The sequence below is a fragment of the Pseudomonas sp. R45(2017) genome (assembly GCF_002112305.1).
Classification (GTDB): domain Bacteria; phylum Pseudomonadota; class Gammaproteobacteria; order Pseudomonadales; family Pseudomonadaceae; genus Aquipseudomonas; species Aquipseudomonas paraglycinae.
Genome location: NZ_NEHH01000012.1, coordinates 187,960 through 206,572 on the forward strand (window position 1 = coordinate 187,960; position 18,613 = coordinate 206,572).

The 18,613-nt window shown below is 60.4% G+C and carries 18 protein-coding genes; 4 read left to right on the forward strand and 14 right to left on the reverse strand.

What is annotated here, in order from left to right; translation table 11 throughout:
* Positions 1-25 precede the first annotated feature (25 nt).
* Together CAF74_RS25655 and CAF74_RS25660 are read right to left on the reverse strand one after the other, a co-directional pair.
* Positions 26-679, reverse strand: coding sequence for a COG3650 family protein (locus CAF74_RS25655; RefSeq protein ID WP_085748187.1), 654 nt, complete (start codon positions 677-679; stop codon positions 26-28).
* A gap of 59 nt (positions 680-738) precedes the next feature.
* A complete protein-coding gene (locus CAF74_RS25660) occupies positions 739-1,338 on the reverse strand; it encodes a short chain dehydrogenase (RefSeq protein ID WP_085748188.1) in 600 nt (199 codons plus the stop codon).
* Between the two features lie 103 nt (positions 1,339-1,441).
* On the opposite strand from CAF74_RS25660, the gene CAF74_RS25665 reads away from it, so the two are divergent.
* Positions 1,442-2,350 (forward strand): LysR family transcriptional regulator, encoded by a 909-nt coding sequence (locus CAF74_RS25665; RefSeq protein WP_085748189.1) that lies wholly within the window; start codon positions 1,442-1,444, stop codon positions 2,348-2,350.
* Here the strand turns inward: CAF74_RS25665 and CAF74_RS25670 are convergent.
* The 9 genes from CAF74_RS25670 to CAF74_RS25715 all read right to left on the reverse strand — a co-directional run bounded on the left by CAF74_RS25670 (position 2,299) and on the right by CAF74_RS25715 (position 9,944).
* Positions 2,299-2,814 (reverse strand): DoxX family protein, encoded by a 516-nt coding sequence (locus CAF74_RS25670; protein WP_085748190.1) that lies wholly within the window; start codon positions 2,812-2,814, stop codon positions 2,299-2,301. The genes CAF74_RS25665 and CAF74_RS25670 overlap by 52 nt on opposite strands.
* Entirely contained in the window at positions 2,811-3,569 is a 759-nt protein-coding gene (locus tag CAF74_RS25675) for a DUF2063 domain-containing protein (RefSeq protein WP_085748191.1), read from the reverse strand. Before CAF74_RS25675 ends, CAF74_RS25670 begins: the two co-directional genes overlap by 4 nt.
* On the reverse strand, positions 3,566-4,453 hold the full coding sequence (locus tag CAF74_RS25680; protein WP_085748222.1) for a DUF692 domain-containing protein: 888 nt from the start codon (positions 4,451-4,453) through the stop codon (positions 3,566-3,568). Before CAF74_RS25680 ends, CAF74_RS25675 begins: the two co-directional genes overlap by 4 nt.
* Positions 4,454-4,478: 25 nt before the next feature.
* Entirely contained in the window at positions 4,479-4,784 is a 306-nt protein-coding gene (locus tag CAF74_RS25685; RefSeq protein ID WP_011332799.1) for a DUF2282 domain-containing protein, read from the reverse strand.
* A 158-nt stretch (positions 4,785-4,942) separates the two neighbouring features.
* Positions 4,943-5,644 carry an ABC transporter ATP-binding protein gene (locus tag CAF74_RS25690; RefSeq protein ID WP_003222380.1) on the reverse strand — a complete coding sequence of 234 codons (702 nt, stop codon included), beginning with the start codon at positions 5,642-5,644 and terminating at the stop codon, positions 4,943-4,945.
* Complete coding sequence (livG, locus tag CAF74_RS25695; RefSeq protein WP_007959160.1) at positions 5,645-6,412, reverse strand: high-affinity branched-chain amino acid ABC transporter ATP-binding protein LivG; 768 nt, start codon at positions 6,410-6,412, stop codon at positions 5,645-5,647.
* Positions 6,409-7,665 (reverse strand): high-affinity branched-chain amino acid ABC transporter permease LivM, encoded by a 1,257-nt coding sequence (locus CAF74_RS25700; protein WP_085605378.1) that lies wholly within the window; start codon positions 7,663-7,665, stop codon positions 6,409-6,411. The genes livG and CAF74_RS25700 overlap by 4 nt, the downstream gene beginning before the upstream one ends.
* Entirely contained in the window at positions 7,662-8,585 is a 924-nt protein-coding gene (livH, locus tag CAF74_RS25705; protein WP_085748192.1) for a high-affinity branched-chain amino acid ABC transporter permease LivH, read from the reverse strand. Before livH ends, CAF74_RS25700 begins: the two co-directional genes overlap by 4 nt.
* Before the next feature lie 231 nt (positions 8,586-8,816).
* The gene (locus CAF74_RS25715; RefSeq protein WP_085605380.1) at positions 8,817-9,944 is read right to left on the reverse strand and encodes a branched-chain amino acid ABC transporter substrate-binding protein; all 1,128 of its coding nucleotides are present in this window, start codon (positions 9,942-9,944) and stop codon (positions 8,817-8,819) included.
* 352 nt (positions 9,945-10,296) lie between these two features.
* On the opposite strand from CAF74_RS25715, the gene CAF74_RS25725 reads away from it, so the two are divergent.
* Positions 10,297-10,602: a DUF2288 domain-containing protein gene (locus CAF74_RS25725; protein WP_085748193.1), complete on the forward strand. Its 306-nt coding sequence runs from the start codon at positions 10,297-10,299 to the stop codon at positions 10,600-10,602.
* A 250-nt stretch (positions 10,603-10,852) separates the two neighbouring features.
* Here the strand turns inward: CAF74_RS25725 and CAF74_RS25730 are convergent, their stop codons facing one another.
* Positions 10,853-13,054 carry a hypothetical protein gene (locus tag CAF74_RS25730; RefSeq protein ID WP_011332804.1) on the reverse strand — a complete coding sequence of 734 codons (2,202 nt, stop codon included), beginning with the start codon at positions 13,052-13,054 and terminating at the stop codon, positions 10,853-10,855.
* 197 nt (positions 13,055-13,251) lie between these two features.
* On the opposite strand from CAF74_RS25730, the gene CAF74_RS25735 reads away from it, so the two are divergent.
* Positions 13,252-14,148, forward strand: coding sequence for an NAD(P)-dependent oxidoreductase (locus tag CAF74_RS25735; RefSeq protein WP_176240511.1), 897 nt, complete (start codon positions 13,252-13,254; stop codon positions 14,146-14,148).
* Here the strand turns inward: CAF74_RS25735 and CAF74_RS25740 are convergent.
* Both CAF74_RS25740 and CAF74_RS25745 read right to left on the reverse strand, forming a co-directional pair.
* A complete protein-coding gene (locus CAF74_RS25740) occupies positions 14,039-16,321 on the reverse strand; it encodes a bifunctional diguanylate cyclase/phosphodiesterase (protein WP_085748194.1) in 2,283 nt (760 codons plus the stop codon). The genes CAF74_RS25735 and CAF74_RS25740 overlap by 110 nt on opposite strands.
* A gap of 163 nt (positions 16,322-16,484) precedes the next feature.
* A complete protein-coding gene (locus CAF74_RS25745; RefSeq protein ID WP_007959180.1) occupies positions 16,485-16,838 on the reverse strand; it encodes a YkgJ family cysteine cluster protein in 354 nt (117 codons plus the stop codon).
* A 303-nt stretch (positions 16,839-17,141) separates the two neighbouring features.
* Here CAF74_RS25745 and CAF74_RS25750 point away from each other — a divergent pair, with 303 nt between their 5' ends.
* Positions 17,142-18,491 carry an MFS transporter gene (locus CAF74_RS25750; protein ID WP_085748195.1) on the forward strand — a complete coding sequence of 450 codons (1,350 nt, stop codon included), beginning with the start codon at positions 17,142-17,144 and terminating at the stop codon, positions 18,489-18,491.
* The last annotated feature ends 122 nt before the right edge of the window (positions 18,492-18,613 follow it).

Genomic DNA, 18,613 nt, shown 5'->3' on the forward strand with positions numbered 1-18,613 from the left:
GCCGGATCCCGTGAGGGTAAAACGATCAGTCGTTACGCGAACCGCCGAAATACCCGCAACCACGCTGCACCTTGCCGTCGATACGCAGCTCGGCGCTCATGTGCTGCACGCTGCCGGTGCTGCTGTCGACGCAGCGCTGCGGCGCCACCCACAGCTCGATGCGCTGGTTGTTGGCTTCGCTGCTGAGATTGAAGCGACCGTCGCCCAGCTGCTCTTCGACGTAGGGCACGGCGAGCGGTGGCTGACCTTCGCGATCGATGACCAGGCCTTTGCCGCTGACTTTTACGTTCCACTCCGGGCCATGACCGGCGGCGCGCAGGATCAACTGTTTGAAGTTGGGATCGTCGCAGGCAGTGCCGGAGCGTTCGACACGGTACAACTGGGTCAGGTCGAGGCGGTCGCCGGCGATCTTCCCGCGCACGTCGGCAAACAGCTTGCCCTGTTGATCGGCCAGGGTGGCGGCCTCTTGCAGGACGCTGGTGCCGCCGATGTCATTGACCACGTACTGGCGCTGCTCGCCGCAGGCCTGGAACACCAGTTTGCCGTCGGCAGCGGTCAGTTGCCCCTGCATCCGCGTCTGGCCGACGTGGGAGGCGCTTTCCCGCGCACCATCGAACAACTGGCACGCGGCAAACAACGGGAGCAGGGCAACAACGATCAGGGAACGGGCAACACGCATCTTTGGCTCTCCAGACAAGTGCCGTCACGTTACGCAGGCTGACCGTTCATCACAAGGGTTTAGCCCACGTGAAATGTCTGACCTGTCTGCAAGCCTTCGACACTTTTGGCGTAGGCCAATGCCACATCCGCCGCAGGAACCGGCTTATAGCCACGGAAGTACGGGGCGTAGCTGTCCATGGCTTCGACCAGCACGGTCGGGCTGATCGAGTTCACCCGCAGGCCGCGTGGCAGTTCGATGGCCGCTGCGCGGACGAAGCTGTCCAGCGCGCCGTTGACCAGTGCAGCCGAAGCGCCGCTGCGGATCGGATCGTGGCTGAGCACGCCGGTTGTGAAGGTGAACGATGCGCCGTCGTTGGCGAACTCACGGCCGATCAGCAGCAGATTGACCTGGCCCATCAACTTGTCTTCCAGACCGAGGGCGAAGCTGTCTTCGGTCATTTCACCCAGTGGGGCGAAGGTCACGTTGCCAGCGGCGCAGACCAGTGCGTCGAACTTGCCGGTCTGTTCGAACAGCTTGCGGATCGATGCGCTGTCGCTGATATCCACCTGGAAATCGCCGCTGCTGCGACCGATACGAATGACTTCATGACGCTGCGACAGCTCTTTGTCCACGGCCGAACCGATGGTGCCGCCCGCGCCGATCAACAGAATTTTCATCGTGATTGCCTCAAGTGATTGAACGAGGTTTCAGTCTAGAGTGGTTTTTTCTGCGGATAAGCGCACTAATGGGCAACCTTTGGTTTTCAAATGGAAACAATCCATGAGCGAGATGGATGATCTGGCGGCGTTCGCGGTGTTGATCGAAGCCGGCAGTTTTACCTTGGCAGCGCAGCAATTGGGGTGCAGCAAGGGGCAGTTGTCCAAGCGCATCAGTCAGCTGGAGGCACGATTTTCCGTGGTGTTGTTGCAACGTACTACGCGTCGGCTGAGCCTGACGGCGGCCGGTGCGGCGTTGTTGCCGCAGGCTCAGGCGCTTGTCGTCCAGGTGGAGCGAGCGCGTCAGGCATTGGCGCGATTGAAGGACGACATGGCCGGTCCGGTGCGTATGACGGTTCCGGTTTCGCTGGGGGAAACTTTCTTCGATGGCCTGCTGCTGGACTTCTCGCAGAAATACCCCGAAGTGCAGATCGAACTGGAGCTGAATAACAGCTACCGCGACCTCTCCCGCGACGGCTTCGATCTGGCGATCCGCACCGAGGTCGCCAATGACGAGCGACTGGTGGCCAAGCCGCTGCTGGCCTGGCAGGAAATGACCTGTGCCAGCCCTGAATATCTGGAGCGCTTTGGCGAACCGCTGACGCCGCAAGCATTGGCCGAACACCGTTGCCTGCTCAACAGTCATTACAGCGGTCGCGAGGAATGGCTCTATCACCAGCAGCACGAACTGCTGCGGGTGCGGGTGTCGGGACCGTTCGCCAGCAATCACTACAACCTGTTGAAGAAAGCCGCACTGGCCGGCGCCGGGATCGCTCGCTTGCCGTCCTATCTGTTGCAGACGGAATTGGCTGACGGCCGATTGCGCTGGCTCCTGCGTGATTTTCAGACCCGGCGCATGCCGATGTATCTGGTGCATCCGTATCAGGGCGGGTTACCGAAACGCACCCAAGTGCTGGCGGATTACCTGATCGGCTGGTTCAAGCTCAGCGGCGAGGCGCTGGACCGGTTGTAGTGCCTGGCGATCAGGTGATCGATCGACAGTTTGCCCGGCCCGGTGGCCATCAGGTACAGCAACACCGCCATCCAGGTGCCGTGGGTCGGGTAGGCATCCGGGTACACGAACAGTTGAATGGTCAGGGTCATGCCCAGCAAGGCCAGCGCCGAAAAGCGTGTGGCGAAGCCAATCAGGATCAGGATCGGGAAGAAGTGTTCGGCAAACGCGGCCAGATGTGCAGCGATTTCCGGCGACAGCAGCGGCACGTGGTACTCGCTCTTGAACAACGGAATCGTCGATTCCGCCAGACGTGGCCAGCCGAACTCGAAGGTGCCATCGATCAGGTCGACGGCCAGCCCTTCGACCTTGGTCTGCCCGGATTTCCAGAACACCGCCGCGATGGAAAAACGCGCGATGAATGCGATGAGGCTGTGAGGGATTTTCTCCAGCAGCGCGATGGCGCGGGCAATGAGACTGTTCATGACAACACCTTTGGGTGGAAATGAGTGATGACGTGGCGGCTGATGAGCAGGGCGAGGGTCTGGCTGAGGTCGAAGGTCTCGGCGGATTCCAGCGCCTGGGTCAGTGACAGGCCAGACTTGAGCTGGCGAATAAACTGGCTGGCGCCGCGATCCACGGTGAACACCTCGACTTCCAGTCCATTGCGCAGGATCAGCGCGTGTTGGGCGTGATGCAGATCGATCCCGGCCAGCGTCGCGTCGTGTTGATGCGCGGCCCAGATGTCCACCACGGCGAAGTTTGAATCGAGCAGATGCAGCGAAGGGTGCAGGCTGATGCGCAGTTCATTCAGCGCATCGGCATCTGCAAACAGAGCAGCGATCCGCTCCTGACTCAGGGGCAACACATCGGCAGCGTGGTAGGCCTGCGTGCGCAAGCGTTCCAGCCGCGCGACATCGGCCAGATAGGGAACGCTCGCGGCTGGTTCGAACTCACTGATGAAGTCCGCCAGCCCGCTGCCGTAGTCGCTCATCAACGGACTGTGTGGCGGATGGCTTTGCACGAAAATTCCGGCCATGGTCCGGAAGAATTCGTCACCCACCAACTGCATCACCACGGGATAACTGTCGGCCAGTGCGTTGATCAACGAGCTCTGAACATTGTTGCGGTACACCGCGAAACGGCTGGCCGGGTCGGCACCGTTGGCGCTGCACAAACCGTCGGGGCAGGGCAGGTCGATATCGAGCAGCGCGACGCTGAATGCGGCTTGAGTGCTCATGGCCGACCTCCCGCGCACAGCAACAGCTCATCGGCCTGCTGCGCTTCCGCCAACAGCACGTTGAAGGCAGGCAACTGATTGTCCCGTTCGATCAACGTCGCCACCGGGCCGACGCGTTCCAGCGTCTGCCGGTACAACGACCAGACGGCCTGATCGATCGGTGCGCCGTGATCGTCGATCAGCAAGCGATCACCGAGGCTGTCGGAATCTTCGGCAAACCCGGCCAGATGAATCTCGCCCACCGCTTGCAGCGGCAATGCTTCGAGATAAGCCAGGGGATCGCGCTGATGGTTGATGCACGAGACGTAGACGTTGTTCACGTCCAGCAACAGACCGCAGCCACTGCGCTGGATGACTTCACGGATGAAATCGGCTTCGTCGATGGTCGAGCGCTGGAACGCCAGGTAGGTCGCCGGGTTTTCCAGCAGCATCGGACGCTTGAGGGTGTTCTGTACCTGGTCGATGTGGTCGCAGACGCGGTTCAGCGTCTGCGTGTCGTAAGCCAGGGGCAGCAGGTCATTAAGGAACACCGGGCCGTGGCTTGACCAGGCCAGGTGTTCGGAAAAGGAGTGGGGTTGATAGCGCTCGATCAGCGCCGCCAGGCGTTTGAGGTGCTGGACATCCAGCGGTCCTTCGGCACCGATGGACAGCCCGACGCCATGCAGCGACAGCGGGTACGCCTCGCGAATCAATCCCAGAAAATGATGAAACGGGCCGCCGGCCACCATGTAGTTTTCGGCGTGGACTTCGAAGAAACCGATGTCCGGACGTGAATCGAGCACTTCGCTGAAGTGCTCGCTCTTGAGCCCCAGCCCGGCACGGGACGGGAGCCCGGTGAGGGCTGCCCGAGTGCGGCGCAAGGCATGGTCGCAGGATGTGATCATGATCGACACTCGGGCGGCTCCCGGATCAGGACTTGGCTTTGAACGCTTCGAGCTGACCGAAACCGGTCGGCGAGGTTTTGCTTTCGGTGGTGGTGCAGGTGCCTTTCGGAACCAGTTTCCAGGCGTTGGCCTGATGATCCATTTTCGCGGTGCCGGCACAGGTGGTGCCTGCACCTGCGGCGCAATCGTTCTTGCCTTTCATGGCCACGCCGAAGCATTTTTCCATGTTGTCGTCAGCGGCGTGGGCGGTGGAGACGGCAGCGATGCTCAGAGCAGAACCGAGGGCCAGAACCAGGGCGGTGGCGGACAGGGTGCGGGTGGTAGCAGTCATGATGTTTCTCCGGTTTTAACTTGGGTTTGAACAAGCGATTGCGCTTGCTTGCCCCACTAGAGAAACGACTCGGCGATGCGTTACAGCGATCGGTAGAAGTTTTTTGCCGGGCACAAAAAAAAACGGCCCGAAGGCCGTTTTCTGTTTGAAGCGATCAATCAACCGCCGAGGTACGCCTCGCGCACTTTCGGGTCGGTCAGCAGCGCTTCGCCGGTGCCTTGCATCACCACCCGGCCGTTCTCCAGAACGTACGCGCGGTCAGCGATTTTCAGCGCCTGGTTGGCGTTCTGCTCGACCAGGAACACCGTTACACCGTCCTTGCGCAGCTGTTCGATGATGTCGAAGATCTGCTGGATGATGATCGGTGCCAGGCCCAGCGACGGCTCGTCGAGCAGCAGCAGTTTCGGCTTGCTCATCAGTGCACGGCCGATGGCGAGCATTTGCTGTTCGCCGCCGGACATGGTGCCGCCGCGCTGGTTGAAGCGTTCTTTCAGACGTGGGAAAAGTCCGAGAACCTTGTCCATCTGTTCCTGATAGTCGCCCTTGTCGGTGAAGAATCCGCCCATGGACAGGTTTTCTTCGACGGTCAGACGGGCAAACACCCGACGACCTTCCGGCACCACGGCGATGCTCTTGCGCATGATTTGCGACGAGTCCTGGCCGACCAGTTCCTCACCCATGTAGCGGATGCTGCCGCTGTGGGCCTGCGGCGAACCGCAGAGTGTCATCAGCAGCGTGGACTTGCCTGCACCGTTGGCGCCGATCAGGGTCACGATCTCGCCCTGGCGGACTTCGACGTTGACGCTGTGCAGGGCCTGGATCTTGCCGTAGAAGGTGGAAACGTTTTCGAACTGCAGCATTTACGCTTCCCCCAGGTAGGCTTTGATCACTTCAGGATTGTCGCGGATCTGTTCCGGCGTGCCGTCGGCCAGGGGCGTGCCCTGGTTGATCACGACGATGTGGTCGGAAATGCTCATGACCAGTTTCATGTCGTGTTCGATCAGCAGCACGGTCACGTTGTGCTCTTCACGCAGCACGCTGATCAGCGCCTTGAGGTCTTCGGTTTCCTTCGGGTTCAGGCCGGCGGCCGGCTCGTCGAGCATGAGGATCCGCGGACGGGTCATCATGCAGCGGGCGATTTCCAGACGGCGCTGCTGACCGTAGGCCAGGGTGCCGGCGGGGCGGTTGGCGAACTCTTTCAGGTTGACCTTTTCCAGCCAGTACTCGGCGAACTCCATGGCCTCGCGCTCGCTCTTGCGAAACGCCGGGGTCTTGAACAGGCCGGACAGGAAGTTGGTGTTCAGGTGACGGTGCTGGGCGATCAACAGGTTCTCGACCGCCGTCATGTCCTTGAACAACCGCACGTTCTGGAAGGTGCGCACCACGCCTTTGAGGGCGATCTTGTGGCCCGGCAGGCCGTGAATCGGCTCGCCGTCCAGCAGGATGCTGCCGCCCGATGGCTGGTAGAAACCGGTCAGGCAGTTGAACACGGTGGTCTTGCCCGCGCCGTTCGGCCCGATCAGTGCCACCACCTGTTTTTCCTTCACGGTCAGGGCCACGCCGTTGACCGCCAGCAGGCCGCCGAAGCGCATGCTCAGATTTTCGACTTTCAGGATCTCGCGGCTCATTTGCGCAGCTCCATGTGAGGACGTTGCATGGGCAGCAGACCTTGAGGTCGCCAGATCATCATCAGCACCATCAGGGCGCCGAACATCAACATGCGGTACTCACTGAACTCACGCATCATTTCCGGCAACAGGATCATCACCACGGCCGCGAGAATCACGCCCAGCTGCGAGCCCATGCCACCCAGCACCACGATGGCGAGGATGATCGCCGACTCGATGAAGGTGAACGATTCCGGCGTTACCAGACCCTGACGGGCGGCGAAGAAGCTGCCGGCGAAACCGGCAAATGCCGCGCCGAGGGTGAACGCCGAGAGCTTGATCACGGTCGGGTTGAGGCCCAGCGCACGGCAGGCAATTTCGTCTTCACGCAGCGCTTCCCACGCACGGCCGATCGGCATGCGCAGCAGGCGGTTGATCACGAACAGCGCCGCCAGTGCCAGCAACAGAGCAACCAGGTAGAGGAAGATCACCTTGTTGATCGAGTTGTACTGCAGGCCGAAATACTCGTGGAAGGTTTGCATCCCTTCTGCGGCTTTACGTTCGAAGGTCAGGCCGAAGAACGTCGGTTTCTCGATGTTGCTGATACCGTTCGGGCCGCCGGTGATGTCAGTCAGGTTACGCAGGAACAGGCGGATGATTTCCCCGAAGCCCAGGGTCACGATCGCCAGGTAGTCGCCGCGCAGACGTAACACCGGGAAGCCGAGCAGGAAGCCGAACGTCGCCGCCATCAGGCCGGCAATCGGCAGGCAGATCCAGAAGCTCAGGCCGTAGTAGTGCGACAGCAGCGCGTAGCTGTAGGCGCCGACGGCGTAGAAGCCGACGTAACCCAGGTCGAGCAGACCGGCCAGACCGACCACGATGTTCAGGCCGAGGCCGAGCATCACGTAGATCAGGATCAGCGTCGCGATGTCCACCGCGCCACGGGAGCCGAAGAACGGCCACACCAGCGCACCGATGATCAGCGCGATGATGAAGTAGCGTTGGGTGGTCGGCAGGGTCAGGAAGTTGCTGGCCTTGGCCGGAATCAGCGGCATGCCCGGCGACGAGCGCCACGCCTTGCTGATCTGCTGGTTGAACAGCACCCGCAGGAACATCAGCACCGAGCAGATGGCGATGGTCGCCAGAATGGCCGGGCTGGTGTTGTGCACTTCCAGGTTGATGCCGACGATGGTCAGTTTCAGACCCAGTACCGGATAGGCCACGGCCCAGACCAGCAAGGCACTGAACAGCGCCTGTTTAAGATTCCTAGTCATACTTTCTCAACCTCCGGACGGCCCAGAATGCCGGTCGGACGGAACAACAGCACCAGAACCAACAAGCCGAAAGCCACGACATCCTTGTACTGGTCGCCGAAGATATCGGCGCCAAAGGCTTCCGCCACCCCGAGCACCAGCCCGCCGAGCATGGCGCCGGGGATGCTGCCGATCCCGCCCAGTACCGCGGCGGTGAAGGCCTTGAGGCCGACGAGGAAACCGGCGTTCGGGTTGATCACGCCGTATTGCATGCTCAGCAGCACGGCCGCGACGGCCGCCAGCGCAGCACCGATGACGAAGGTCAGGGCGATGATGTTGTTGGTGTTGATGCCCAGCAGGTTGGCCATCTTGATGTCTTCGGCGCAGGCGCGGCAGGCGCGGCCCAGGCGAGAGCGGGAGATGAACAGCGTGAGGCCGAGCATGGCGATCAGGGTCACCACGAACACCACGATTTGCATGTAGGAAATCAGCACTTCATGTGCGCCACCTGGGCCGAAGGCGAAGTTGCCCGGAATCAGGTTGGGGATTGCTTTGTCCTTGGAGTCTTGCGCCAGCAGAACCGTGTTCTGCAGGAAGATCGACATACCGATCGCGGAAATCAGCGGGATCAGACGGTTGCTGCCGCGCAACGGGCGGTAGGCAATGCGTTCGATGCTGTATCCGTAGGAACTGGTGACGACGATGCTGGCGATGAACGCCACGGTCATCAACAGCGGGACGTTTTCGAGTCCCATCATGGTCAGCCCGGCGATGGCGATGAACGCCACGTAGGAACCGATCATGTACACCTCGCCGTGGGCGAAGTTGATCATTCCAATGATGCCGTAGACCATCGTGTAGCCGATGGCGATCAGGGCATACATGCTGCCAACGTTCAAGCCGTTAACCAGCTGTTGGAAGAAGTGATAGATGTCAGGCATTACAGCGCTCCTAAAAACCTGATACGCATTTCACTGGTGGAGTCATTTTCCCGCCCGGTCCCGTGGATCTTTATCCACTTCGAATCCGGGTTTTGCCAGCGAACCGCTGATGACGGTTTTGAGATTTTCAGGTGGGGAGACTGGCGGATCACGCCAGCGCGGCCCAATACATTCGTAAAACAAAGCCCACGGCACGCCGTGGGCTTTATTGGCAGTCAGTCAGGCAGGGCCTTACTGAGGCGACACTTCGGTTTTAGGTTTGCCTTCGTGCCATTCGTAAACCACGAATTTGAAGTCCTTCAGGTCGCCCTTGTCGTCGAAGCTCAGGTCACCGGTAGGCGTCTTGAAGGTGCCTTTGTGGATGGCTTCAGCCACCTTGGCAGCATCTTCGGACTTGGCAGCCTTGATACCTTCGGCAATTACTTCAACTGCCGAGTAGGACGGGAACACGAACGGACCGCTCGGGTCTTCTTTCTTGGCCTTGAATGCATCGGCCAGGGCCACGTTGGCCGGATCCTGGTCGAAGGATTTCGGCAGGGTCACCAGCAGGCCTTCGGCAGCGCTCTTGGCGATCTGGGTGATCGAGTCGTTACCCACGCCTTCCGGACCCATGAACTTGGCTTTCAGGCCTTTTTCCTGGGCTTGACGCAGGATCAGACCCAGCTCCGGGTGGTAGCCGCCGTAGTAGACGAAGTCGACGTTGGCTTGCTTGAGCTTGGCGATGATCGCGGAGAAGTCTTTGTCGCCGGCGTTGATGCCTTCGAACACGGCAACCTTGGTGCCTTTCTTCTCGAGAGTGGATTTGACGGCGGTGGCGATGCCTTCACCGTACTGCTGCTTGTCGTGCAGCACGCCGACGATTTTCGGCTTCACGTGATCGGCGATGTAGTTACCGGCGGCAGGGCCCTGGGCGCTGTCCAGACCGATGGTACGGAAGATCATTTTGTAACCACGAGCGGTGATGTCCGGGCTGGTGGCAGCCGGGGTGATCATGATCACGCCTTCGTCTTCGTAGATGTCCGAAGCAGGCTGGGTGGAGCTGGAGCACAGGTGACCGACCACGAACTTGACGCCGTCGTTGACGACCTTGTTCGCAACCGCTACCGCTTGTTTCGGATCGCAAGCGTCATCGTATTCAACGGCTTCGAGCTTCTTGCCGTCGACGCCGCCTTTGGCGTTGATCTGTTCGATGGCCATTTTCGCGCCACTGAACTGCATGTCGCCGTACTGGGCTACTGGACCGGTTTTAGGGCCGGCGATACCGATCTTGATGGTGTCAGCTGCGAACGAATGGCTGGCAACCCCGGCCAGAACCATAGCGGCAAACAGTTTGGAAATCTGCTTAGTAGCCTTAGTCATAGTGCTCCACTCTTACTGTTGTATTTTTTTAGAGTCCTGACGCCGTAGCAGCAGAACCGGGACAGATATCTAGGCGATACCCTCCGGAAAAGCCCCCGGCAACTGTACCGGTACAGTGTAGAGCGCCGGTTGTTGGCCTGGGAAGCTGGCGCCAGGGGGCAAAACCTGAGGGTGTCGCTTAAATGAAAGAAAAAGACAGAATTGCGGCGGGACGTTCAGAGGGCTTATACCCCAATCATCAGCATTCCTTGGCGTTCCTGCTCTTTTCGTTCGGTACGGCCTTTTGCAACCGGGTTTTTCTGCCGGACCACCGACGTTATCATTCGCGCCGATTTCTTTTCCGGACAGTCCCATGAATCAAGAACCTAGCACCCTCTATGCCAAGCTGCTTGGTGAAACCGCATCTATTGCCTGGAAAGAGCTGGAGCGCTTCTACGCCCAAGGTGCCCTATTGTGGGTCGACGCCAGCCTGGATTTGATCGCGGTCGCCGAGGCCGTGGCGTCGGATCAGGGCGAGAAAGTCGCTGCCTGGCTGGCCGAAGACAAGGTCGCCAAGCTGTCTGAAACGCGGGCGCTGGATATTTTCGAGCGCGATCCCGAGATGTGGGCGGTGGTGGTCCGGCCGTGGATCCTGGTCCAGGAAAGGGCAGCGGCCTGACGGGTTGCACCTTGTTGGTGCGAGTGCCGGCCGGCAAAAAGTGTGTAGCGGAGTAGCGTGATGGCACGTTGCCGTAGAGAAATGCCACAGGCGGGGGTGGCATAACGGTGACGTAAACGTAACGGGCACAGTTTAGTAAGCAGCCTAACGGCTGCTTAATTGTTTCGGGATGTTGGAAAGGCTGAAATTTTCAGTGAATTTCAGGGCCTCATCGCTGGCTTGCCAGCGATGAGGGCGACCCGGTCCCGGATCAGACAGAATAAGACTTGCCGGTATGGTTATTGAGGGAAATAACCTTGGTCTTGCCGATCCGGTGACGGTAGATCTCGCGCAGGTACTTGATCGACTTTTTCACGCAATCGCGCGACAGGCGAATGTCATTGATCGAGACAAACTTCTCTTTGTCGTTGATCAACTCGCGGTACTTCTTCTCGTACATCGGCTTGATCGCGTACCAGTTGGTATCGAGGATCTTCGCCGGGTTTTCGAATTCGTTGAGCAGGTCGTCGATGCGGTCTTCGTCGAACTCTTCCTGAATGATGAAATCGAGGATCGAGTTGTCCAGGGTCTCGTCGAAACGGTACGGGGTCTTGGCGAAGCAACGCTTGATGAATGCCACGATCAGCGTCAGGAAGTCGTCCGACAGGCACGGGCTCTTGGCGATCAGGGTGGTCAGCGACAGGTTGGCCGAGGCGCCGATCACCAGCGCGTAGCGCTTGAGCGTGGTGTTGGGGAACAGGCTGTTGAGGTGGGTCTTCAACCGGTTCAGGTCCATGTACGACAGCTTGTAGTCTTTTGGCAGCGAAACGATCGAGACCACCGACGAGCAGTTCTTGAAGAAGTGCAGGTCGTGCAGCGCAGCCGCGTCGTAGCCGGAGTTCTTGTATTGCTCCAGCGACGCACGATAACGCTTGGATTCGATCGGCAGCAGGCTGATGCCTTCGATGGCCTGGGTCACCTTGTTGAAGTGCGGCAGGTCGATCGAGCGGAAGAACAGGTCGTCGATGTTCAGGCGCTGCGGCTCTTTGTCGAACACCTTGAACTTGTCGCTGCTCGGCGGCGGGGTTTCCGGCACTACCGATTCTGCATAGGCAATCGCCACCGGGCCGGCCAGACTCATGAACAGGTCGTTGGCGTCCAGGCGAATGGTCTCGCCGATGTCGATGCCGGCGCGACGGAAATAGTTCTGGTCGTAGTCGGTCGTGACGGCCTGGGCCGTCAGAATGTTGAAGATCTGCTGCGAAATGTACTGGTTGGCGTGCTTCTCCATCGCATTGACATCAATGTTCTGGATGTTGCCGTCATCGCTCTCTTCGGCATAACGCATGATGTCGTTGGAGATCAGCATCATTGCGTTCCATGGGCGGATACGGCCCATGACGCTGGCTTCGCTGCTGTCTTCGTTGGCGAAGTTGTACGAGAAATCCCATTCTTCCGAGAGGTATTTGCACAGCAGCCGGCCGGCGTTGATGTGCAGCGCCTCGGACATTTCGCTGCGGTGGTCGGAAATGTTCGGCAGCACGCAGATGCCGCTGGTGAAGATCGGTTCGAACACGAAGGAATGACCGCTCTTGCCGTCATGCTCGTCCATCGGCTTGGTGTCGAACGTCTTGTTCATGTACGAGTGCTGCTGGGCCAGGCCGAATTCAGAGGCCATGCCCGAACCGGTACCGCCGCCGGCACTGAAGATCGAGAAATACAGGCGCGACTGGTTGGCCTTGATGCCGCAGCTGTCGATCAGGTACGAGTGGATCATTTTCCAGTCAGGGCTGGAGAAACGCTGGGTGTCCTTGTTCAGGATGATCTTCGCCAGGTACTGGCCGAGGATCGGCGCGTTACCGGCGCCACCGGCGTGGACTTCCGACAAGTCCATGATCTTCATCTTGCTGTAGTCGCGCAGGAAACCGCTTTTTTCGCCCTTGCGCGAGAAACGGATACGCCCGGCAATGTCCTTGTCGAGATCGCCGAGCATCACCAGCGGTTCCACGAGGAACACCGGTTTGGTCGACTTGTTCGGGCCGATCCGCAGGTTCTGCTTGATCCATTGGGCCGGGCTGTAGCCTTTGTCGGAGGCCAGGCGACGGTCAGCCGCGCGATCTTCGTTGTTGAATTCGTTGAGGTAGAACTTGCGCGCGTTGTACACCAGCTCCGCCACGTCGAGGGCGATGTTGGAGCCGCAGCGACCGAGGCCGATCAGGCACACCGACGGGAATTCCTGATCGTTGTGCTGTTCGTTGTCGCCTTCCAGGTGCGGCGGGCGCGGGAACACCAGGTCACGCAGGCCATCGAGGTTGTCGAGGATGCGGTCGGTGTTGGTTTCGGTGAAGTACAGGTATTGCTGGGTGCCCAGCGGGCGCGAAGGTGGCAATGGCTTCATCGGGGCAGGGCTGTTCGCCGCAGGGCTCAGAGTCAGATCGGATACCGCAGTGGCCGGATTGTTTTTAGAAGTCATTGTGCGCCATATACCTGGACTGGTTGGATCAACGACCGCTGTCGTCGAGCCTCACGGAATGGGAATCTCGCGTCTTTTTTCTGCGCGTGCTTTGCCCGTGCGTCAGGGACTTTGCCTGAGTGCCGCGCGGGGGAATCCTTTCCTGATTGATGATGGATCGGCCATTATTCGGCGATCTTTAATCAAAAGGAGGCTAAATGATGTCAACGCGACCTTCGTTGGGGTTTGCCGGAATCGGCCTGATGGGCCTGCCGATGTGCCGCCGTCTGCTGGCCGCCGGTTACCCGCTGACCGTGTGGAACCGCAACCCGGCCAAGTGCGCGCCGCTGGTCGAGGCCGGCGCCCGGCAGGTGGCGACTCCCGCTGAACTCTGTGAACAGGCTGACGTGGTGATGCTGTGCCTGGCGGACACAGCGGTGGTGCGCGAGGTGGTGTTCGGCCCGGCCGGCGTGGCTGAAGGGGCGAAACCCGGTCAGTTGCTGGTGGATTTTTCCAGCCTCGAACCGACGGCTACCCGTGAAATGGCGGCCGAGCTGGCCGACAAGACAGGCATGGCCTGGCTCGACTCGCCCGTCTCTGGCGGTGTTGTCGGGGCCGAAGCCGGAAGTCTGGCGATCATGGTCGGCGGTGATGCAGCGGATCTTGATCGCGTACGCCCGGTGTTGCTCGCCCTTGGCCAGCGCGTTACGCACATGGGTGGCGTCGGCGCCGGTCAGGTGACCAAGGCCTGCAATCAGATGATCGTCGCCTGCAACGCTTTGGTGATCGCCGAAGTGGTGGCGCTGGCCGAGCAGGCCGGGGTCGATGCCGGTCTGATTGCCGAAGCGCTGGCAGGTGGTTTTGCCGATTCCAAACCGTTGCAGATCCTCGCCCCGCAAATGGCCGAAAGCCGTTTCGAGCCGGTGAAGTGGCACGTGCGCACGCTGCTCAAGGATCTGGATACCGCAGTGAAGTTTTCCCGGGAAACCGGCTCGGCCACGCCGATCAGCGGATTGGCCGCACAACTGATGCGCCTGCATGGGGCACAAGGCTTTTTGCAGAAGGATCCAGCGACACTGGTGCAAATGTACCGCGCGCCAGACTCAGCGGATTGACCGTGTGCGCGTGTTTGCGCTGGTTGATTTCCTCCAGCACCGGGCGCAGTTCGGCCAGTGGCACCGGGCGGCTGAGCAGGTAACCCTGAATGAAGTCGCAGCCCGAGCGCTCCAGGAATTCGTATTGCTCCAGGCTTTCGACGCCTTCGGTGACCACCTGCAAGTGCAGGGTATGCGCCATGACGATGATCGCCTGGACGATCTCCATGTCGGCGCTGGCCTTGGGAATATCGAGGATGAACGAGCGGTCGACCTTCAGGGTGTTGAGCGGCAGGCGCTTGAGATAAGCCAGCGACGAATAGCCGGTGCCGAAGTCGTCGATCGACAGTGACACGCCGAGGGCGCGGATCTGCCGCAATAACACCAGCGTGTTGGCGATGTTGCCCATCAAGGCGTTTTCGGTGACTTCCAGTTCCAGCCGTTCCGGGGCGACCCCCGCGCTGCGCAAGGCGTGCTCGATTTCATTGGCCAGTTCCTCCCGGGCCAGATTCAGCGGTGAGCAGTTCCAGGCGATCTTCAAGTCTTCGCAACCATGGCGCGACAGTTCACCGAGGTCTTCACAAGCCTTGCGCAGAACCCAGTTGTCGAGCTCGGCAATCAGCCCGTTGTTTTCGGCGATGGCGATGAATCGATCCGGGGTGAGCAGGCCGTGCACCGGGTGCTGCCAGCGGATCAGCGCTTCGAGCTTGGTGACCTTGCCGGTCTTGAGTTCGAAGATCGGCTGGTAATACAGCAGCAGACCGTTCTCCTGACGCAGGGCATGGCGCAGTTCCTCTTCCAGTTGCAGTTCGAGGCTGGCGCGATTCTTCAGGTTGGAATCGAAGAAGTGTACGCCGTTGCGCCCGGCGCCCTTGGACTGGTACAGCGCCAGATCCGCATGCTTGAGCAGTTCATCGCAGGTGGACCCGTCTTCGGGAAACAGGCTGATGCCGATGCTGGTGGTCATCACCATGCGTCGTCCGGCGAGTTCAATCGGCTCTTTCATCTTGAGCATGATGCGCTGGGCCAGGTTGCGCGCTTCCTCGCGGTCGCGCAGACCGATGAGGATGCAGAACTCGTCGCCGCCGAACCGCGCGACCACGTCTTCATGGCTGCGCACCGAACCCTTGATGTGCTGGGCGATAACCTTGAGCAGTTCGTCGCCGGCGTCATGGCCGAGGCTGTCGTTGATGCGTTTGAAGTGGTCGATGTCGAGAAACATCACCGCGAGCATCCCGCCTTCGCTGGATTTCTGGCTGAGTTTTTCAGCGAAGATCTGATTGAAGCCGCGCCGGTTGATCAGATTGGTCAGGGCGTCGTAATTGGCCACGTGTTGCAGCGACATGCGCGCCTGATCGAGCTGGCTGAGCAGGGCGTTGACCCGGCGCAGATCGTGCTCCTTGTTCTGCAGCTTCTTGTCGGCCAATGCGGCGCTGATGGCGCTGCCGAGAATCAGCAATGTGATCAGCGCAACAGTCAGGCCCAGTTGCAGGTGACTGGTTTGCGACGCCAATGTCGGCGATTGCCCCTCGGGCAGCACCAGTTGCAGCGCCGCCATGCCGGTGAAATGCATGCTGAGGATGCCCGCACCGAGAATCAGCGCCGCCACGTACTTGAGCATCTGGATGTGCAGGCCGCTGCCTTCGCGCAAATAACCGGCCACCCACAGCGCGGCGAAGCTGGCGCCGATGGCGATCACGATCGATGACACGAACAGGATGGGCTCGTAGTAAGCCGTGGCGGCGGATTCGATGGCGGCCATGCCGACGTAGTGCATGCCGGCGATGCCCAGGCCGATGACGATAGCGGTCTTGAGGTATTGCAGCAGGCTCGGCTGTGGATGGCTGAGGGTGTGCATGGCCAGCCAGGACGCCAGTAACGCGATCACCAGGGAAAACAGGGTCACGGGCAGGTCGTACTGGATGTCGATCGGCGCCTGAAACGCCAGCATGCTGATGAAGTGCATGGCCCAGATGCCGCCGGCCAGGCAGGTTGCGCCGATCCAGCGCCACAGGCGTTGCGAACCGGGCTCTTCAGCGTGGACGACCCGCTCGGCCATGTCTAGGGTGGCGAAACTCGCGGCGCAGGCGACCAGGTAAGCCACCAGCACCAACAGGGGATTGTGAGTGCAATTGAGGATGACCTGCCCGCTCTCCGGCTGCTCGGCAACAAATTGCAAACCAAGCCACTCCATAGCATGCCCCGTCTCTGAGTACGTCCTTACTGCGTCATCAACGCAGGCGAATGTTTGCAGTATAGAGGCGGTTTTTGGCGTGCAAGCGGTAGTGGCACATTGGCGCTAATGATTTTGGCATGAGCGTCATAGCGTTTGGCGCTAAGCGTTGAAACGCCTGAACTCAGGCGACTTCGTTCCAGTGCGGTTGCAGCGGCGGCAGGCCGAAACGGGCACGCGCCTTGTCGCAGTCGGTGTTCTGTTCGCCGTTTTCCCACGACGCTTCGAACTCGCGGCAGGGGCTGGAACGCTTGTCGTAGATCGTGCAAGCCACCGACTTTCCGACTTCGCCCTCCAACGCAGTGCAGCGCGGTGCCTTGCGGTCGGTGCCGATCATCGCGACCCGGCTGGGCGTGATCTGGGTGACCAGTTCATCGGGTACGGTCCCGCCGGAGGATGCACATTCACCCCAGAAAAAAGAAACACGAAAATGGGAACAGCAGGCACCGCAATTCAGACACGGACTGACTTCGGACATGGGCGGGGGTATCAAAGGGATTGATCGGCAGGATCCGGACGGATCCGGCGGCCATTCTAGGCTTTGCCACGGCGTTGGGAAGGGGGGCGAGAAAGTATTTTTTCATTGCCGAATTTTTCCGCAAAACCCCCGGTTTTAGGGGGATTCGAAGCATTTCAAGGGCTTACGTTTCGTTACACGGCCATGGCCCGTCATCAGGCTGACGAATGATCACAGACAGCCCCGACGAGCGTGACTAGATTGCAGGTTCCGGGCTCGGATGCGTTGGCAGTGAAGCCCTAATAACAATAAAGAGACGGACCCATGCAGAACTCGACCCAAGCGGCGAATGCCTGGCGCATTCTGTTCCTGCTGTTCCTCGCCAACCTGTTCAACTTCTTCGATCGCACCATCCCGGCGATCATCATCGAACCGATCCGCATGGAATGGCACCTCAGCGACTTTCAGCTGGGGATTGTCGGCACTGCGTTCACCATCGTTTATGCCATTGCCGGCCTGCCGCTGGGGCGCATGGCCGACACCGGTTCGCGCAGCAAGCTGATGGGCTGGGGCCTGGCGACCTGGAGCGCGCTGACGGCGGTCAACGGTCTGGTCGGCAGTTTCTGGAGTTTCCTGCTGGTGCGCATGGGCATCGGCATCGGTGAAGCGAGTTACGCACCCGCCGCCAACTCGCTGATCGGCGACCTGTTCCCCGCTCACCGCCGGGCCCGGGCCATGGGCATTTTCATGCTCGGCCTGCCGTTGGGGCTGCTGCTGGCCTTCTTCACCATCGGCTGGATGGTCAAGGCGTTCGACAGCTGGCGCGCGCCGTTCTTCATCGCCGCCGTACCGGGGCTGCTGCTGGCGGTGTTCATGTTCTTCATCAAGGAACCCAAACGTGGCGCGGCGGAAACCGTGCAGGTGTCGCAGGAGAAAGTCGACAAGCCGATCCGCCGGATTCTCGCCGTGCCGACCTTCCTGTGGCTGGTGATGGCCGGGCTGTGCTTCAACTTTGCGACCTACGCCTGCAATTCTTTTCTGGTGCCGATGCTCCAGCGTTACTTCCTGATGCCGTTGCAGGAAGCGGCAGTGGCGACCGGGGTGATCGTCGGTGTAACCGGGTTGATCGGCCTGACCCTCGGCGGCTGGATCGCCGACAAGATTCACCAGCGGGTGGCCAACGGCCGACTGCTGTTTGCCGCGTTCAGTCTGATCATCTCCACCCTTTGTACGGCGTGGGCGCTGCATGCCGGGCGCATCGAGATCGGGGTGTTTGTCGCGGTGTTCAGCGTCGGCTGGCTGTTCGCCTACAACTTCTACACCTGTGTGTACACGGCGATTCAAGACGTGGTCGAACCACGCCTGCGAGCCACGGCGATGGCGCTGTTCTTTGCCGGGTTGTATTTGCTCGGTGGCGGTCTGGGGCCGGTGGTGGTCGGCGGTTTGTCGGATCACTTCGCGAAATCGGCGATGGTCTCGGCAGGCGCCGAGCAGATGACCGAGGCGTTCAAGGCCGTCGGCCTGCATGATGCGATGTACCTGATCCCGGTGGCGTTGTTCCTGACCATGGTGTTCCTGTTCCTCGCGGCACGCTGTTTTGTGCGGGATGCGAAGCGGATGAAGGAGGGGCTGGTGGCGGTGGTTGAGCCGCAGAGTCAGGCCGTTACCGCTTGATGACCTGCATCGCCTGATCGTTCCCACGCTCCGCGTGGGAACGCAGCCCGGGACGCTCTGCGTCCCATTCGAGAGCTGGAACGCGGAGCGTCCCTTGAGGCATTCCCACGCGGAGCGTGGGA

Excerpts from the sequence above, each read along its gene's own strand:
- CAF74_RS25745 (WP_007959180.1), bottom strand. The coding sequence starts at position 16,838 with ATGTCCGAAGTCAGTCCGTGTCTGAATTGCGGTGCCTGCTGTTCCCAT.
- livG (WP_007959160.1), bottom strand. The coding sequence starts at position 6,412 with ATGAGCCGCGAGATCCTGAAAGTCGAAAATCTGAGCATGCGCTTCGGC.
- CAF74_RS25665 (WP_085748189.1), top strand. The coding sequence starts at position 1,442 with ATGAGCGAGATGGATGATCTGGCGGCGTTCGCGGTGTTGATCGAAGCC.
- CAF74_RS25740 (WP_085748194.1), bottom strand. The coding sequence starts at position 16,321 with ATGGAGTGGCTTGGTTTGCAATTTGTTGCCGAGCAGCCGGAGAGCGGG.
- CAF74_RS25675 (WP_085748191.1), bottom strand. The coding sequence starts at position 3,569 with ATGAGCACTCAAGCCGCATTCAGCGTCGCGCTGCTCGATATCGACCTG.
- livH (WP_085748192.1), bottom strand. The coding sequence starts at position 8,585 with ATGCCTGACATCTATCACTTCTTCCAACAGCTGGTTAACGGCTTGAAC.
- CAF74_RS25660 (WP_085748188.1), bottom strand. The coding sequence starts at position 1,338 with ATGAAAATTCTGTTGATCGGCGCGGGCGGCACCATCGGTTCGGCCGTG.
- CAF74_RS25750 (WP_085748195.1), top strand. The coding sequence starts at position 17,142 with ATGCAGAACTCGACCCAAGCGGCGAATGCCTGGCGCATTCTGTTCCTG.
- CAF74_RS25735 (WP_176240511.1), top strand. The coding sequence starts at position 13,252 with ATGATGTCAACGCGACCTTCGTTGGGGTTTGCCGGAATCGGCCTGATG.
- CAF74_RS25715 (WP_085605380.1), bottom strand. The coding sequence starts at position 9,944 with ATGACTAAGGCTACTAAGCAGATTTCCAAACTGTTTGCCGCTATGGTT.
- CAF74_RS25685 (WP_011332799.1), bottom strand. The coding sequence starts at position 4,784 with ATGACTGCTACCACCCGCACCCTGTCCGCCACCGCCCTGGTTCTGGCC.
- CAF74_RS25690 (WP_003222380.1), bottom strand. The coding sequence starts at position 5,644 with ATGCTGCAGTTCGAAAACGTTTCCACCTTCTACGGCAAGATCCAGGCC.
- CAF74_RS25725 (WP_085748193.1), top strand. The coding sequence starts at position 10,297 with ATGAATCAAGAACCTAGCACCCTCTATGCCAAGCTGCTTGGTGAAACC.
- CAF74_RS25730 (WP_011332804.1), bottom strand. The coding sequence starts at position 13,054 with ATGACTTCTAAAAACAATCCGGCCACTGCGGTATCCGATCTGACTCTG.
- CAF74_RS25670 (WP_085748190.1), bottom strand. The coding sequence starts at position 2,814 with ATGAACAGTCTCATTGCCCGCGCCATCGCGCTGCTGGAGAAAATCCCT.
- CAF74_RS25680 (WP_085748222.1), bottom strand. The coding sequence starts at position 4,453 with ATGATCACATCCTGCGACCATGCCTTGCGCCGCACTCGGGCAGCCCTC.
- CAF74_RS25700 (WP_085605378.1), bottom strand. The coding sequence starts at position 7,665 with ATGACTAGGAATCTTAAACAGGCGCTGTTCAGTGCCTTGCTGGTCTGG.
- CAF74_RS25655 (WP_085748187.1), bottom strand. The coding sequence starts at position 679 with ATGCGTGTTGCCCGTTCCCTGATCGTTGTTGCCCTGCTCCCGTTGTTT.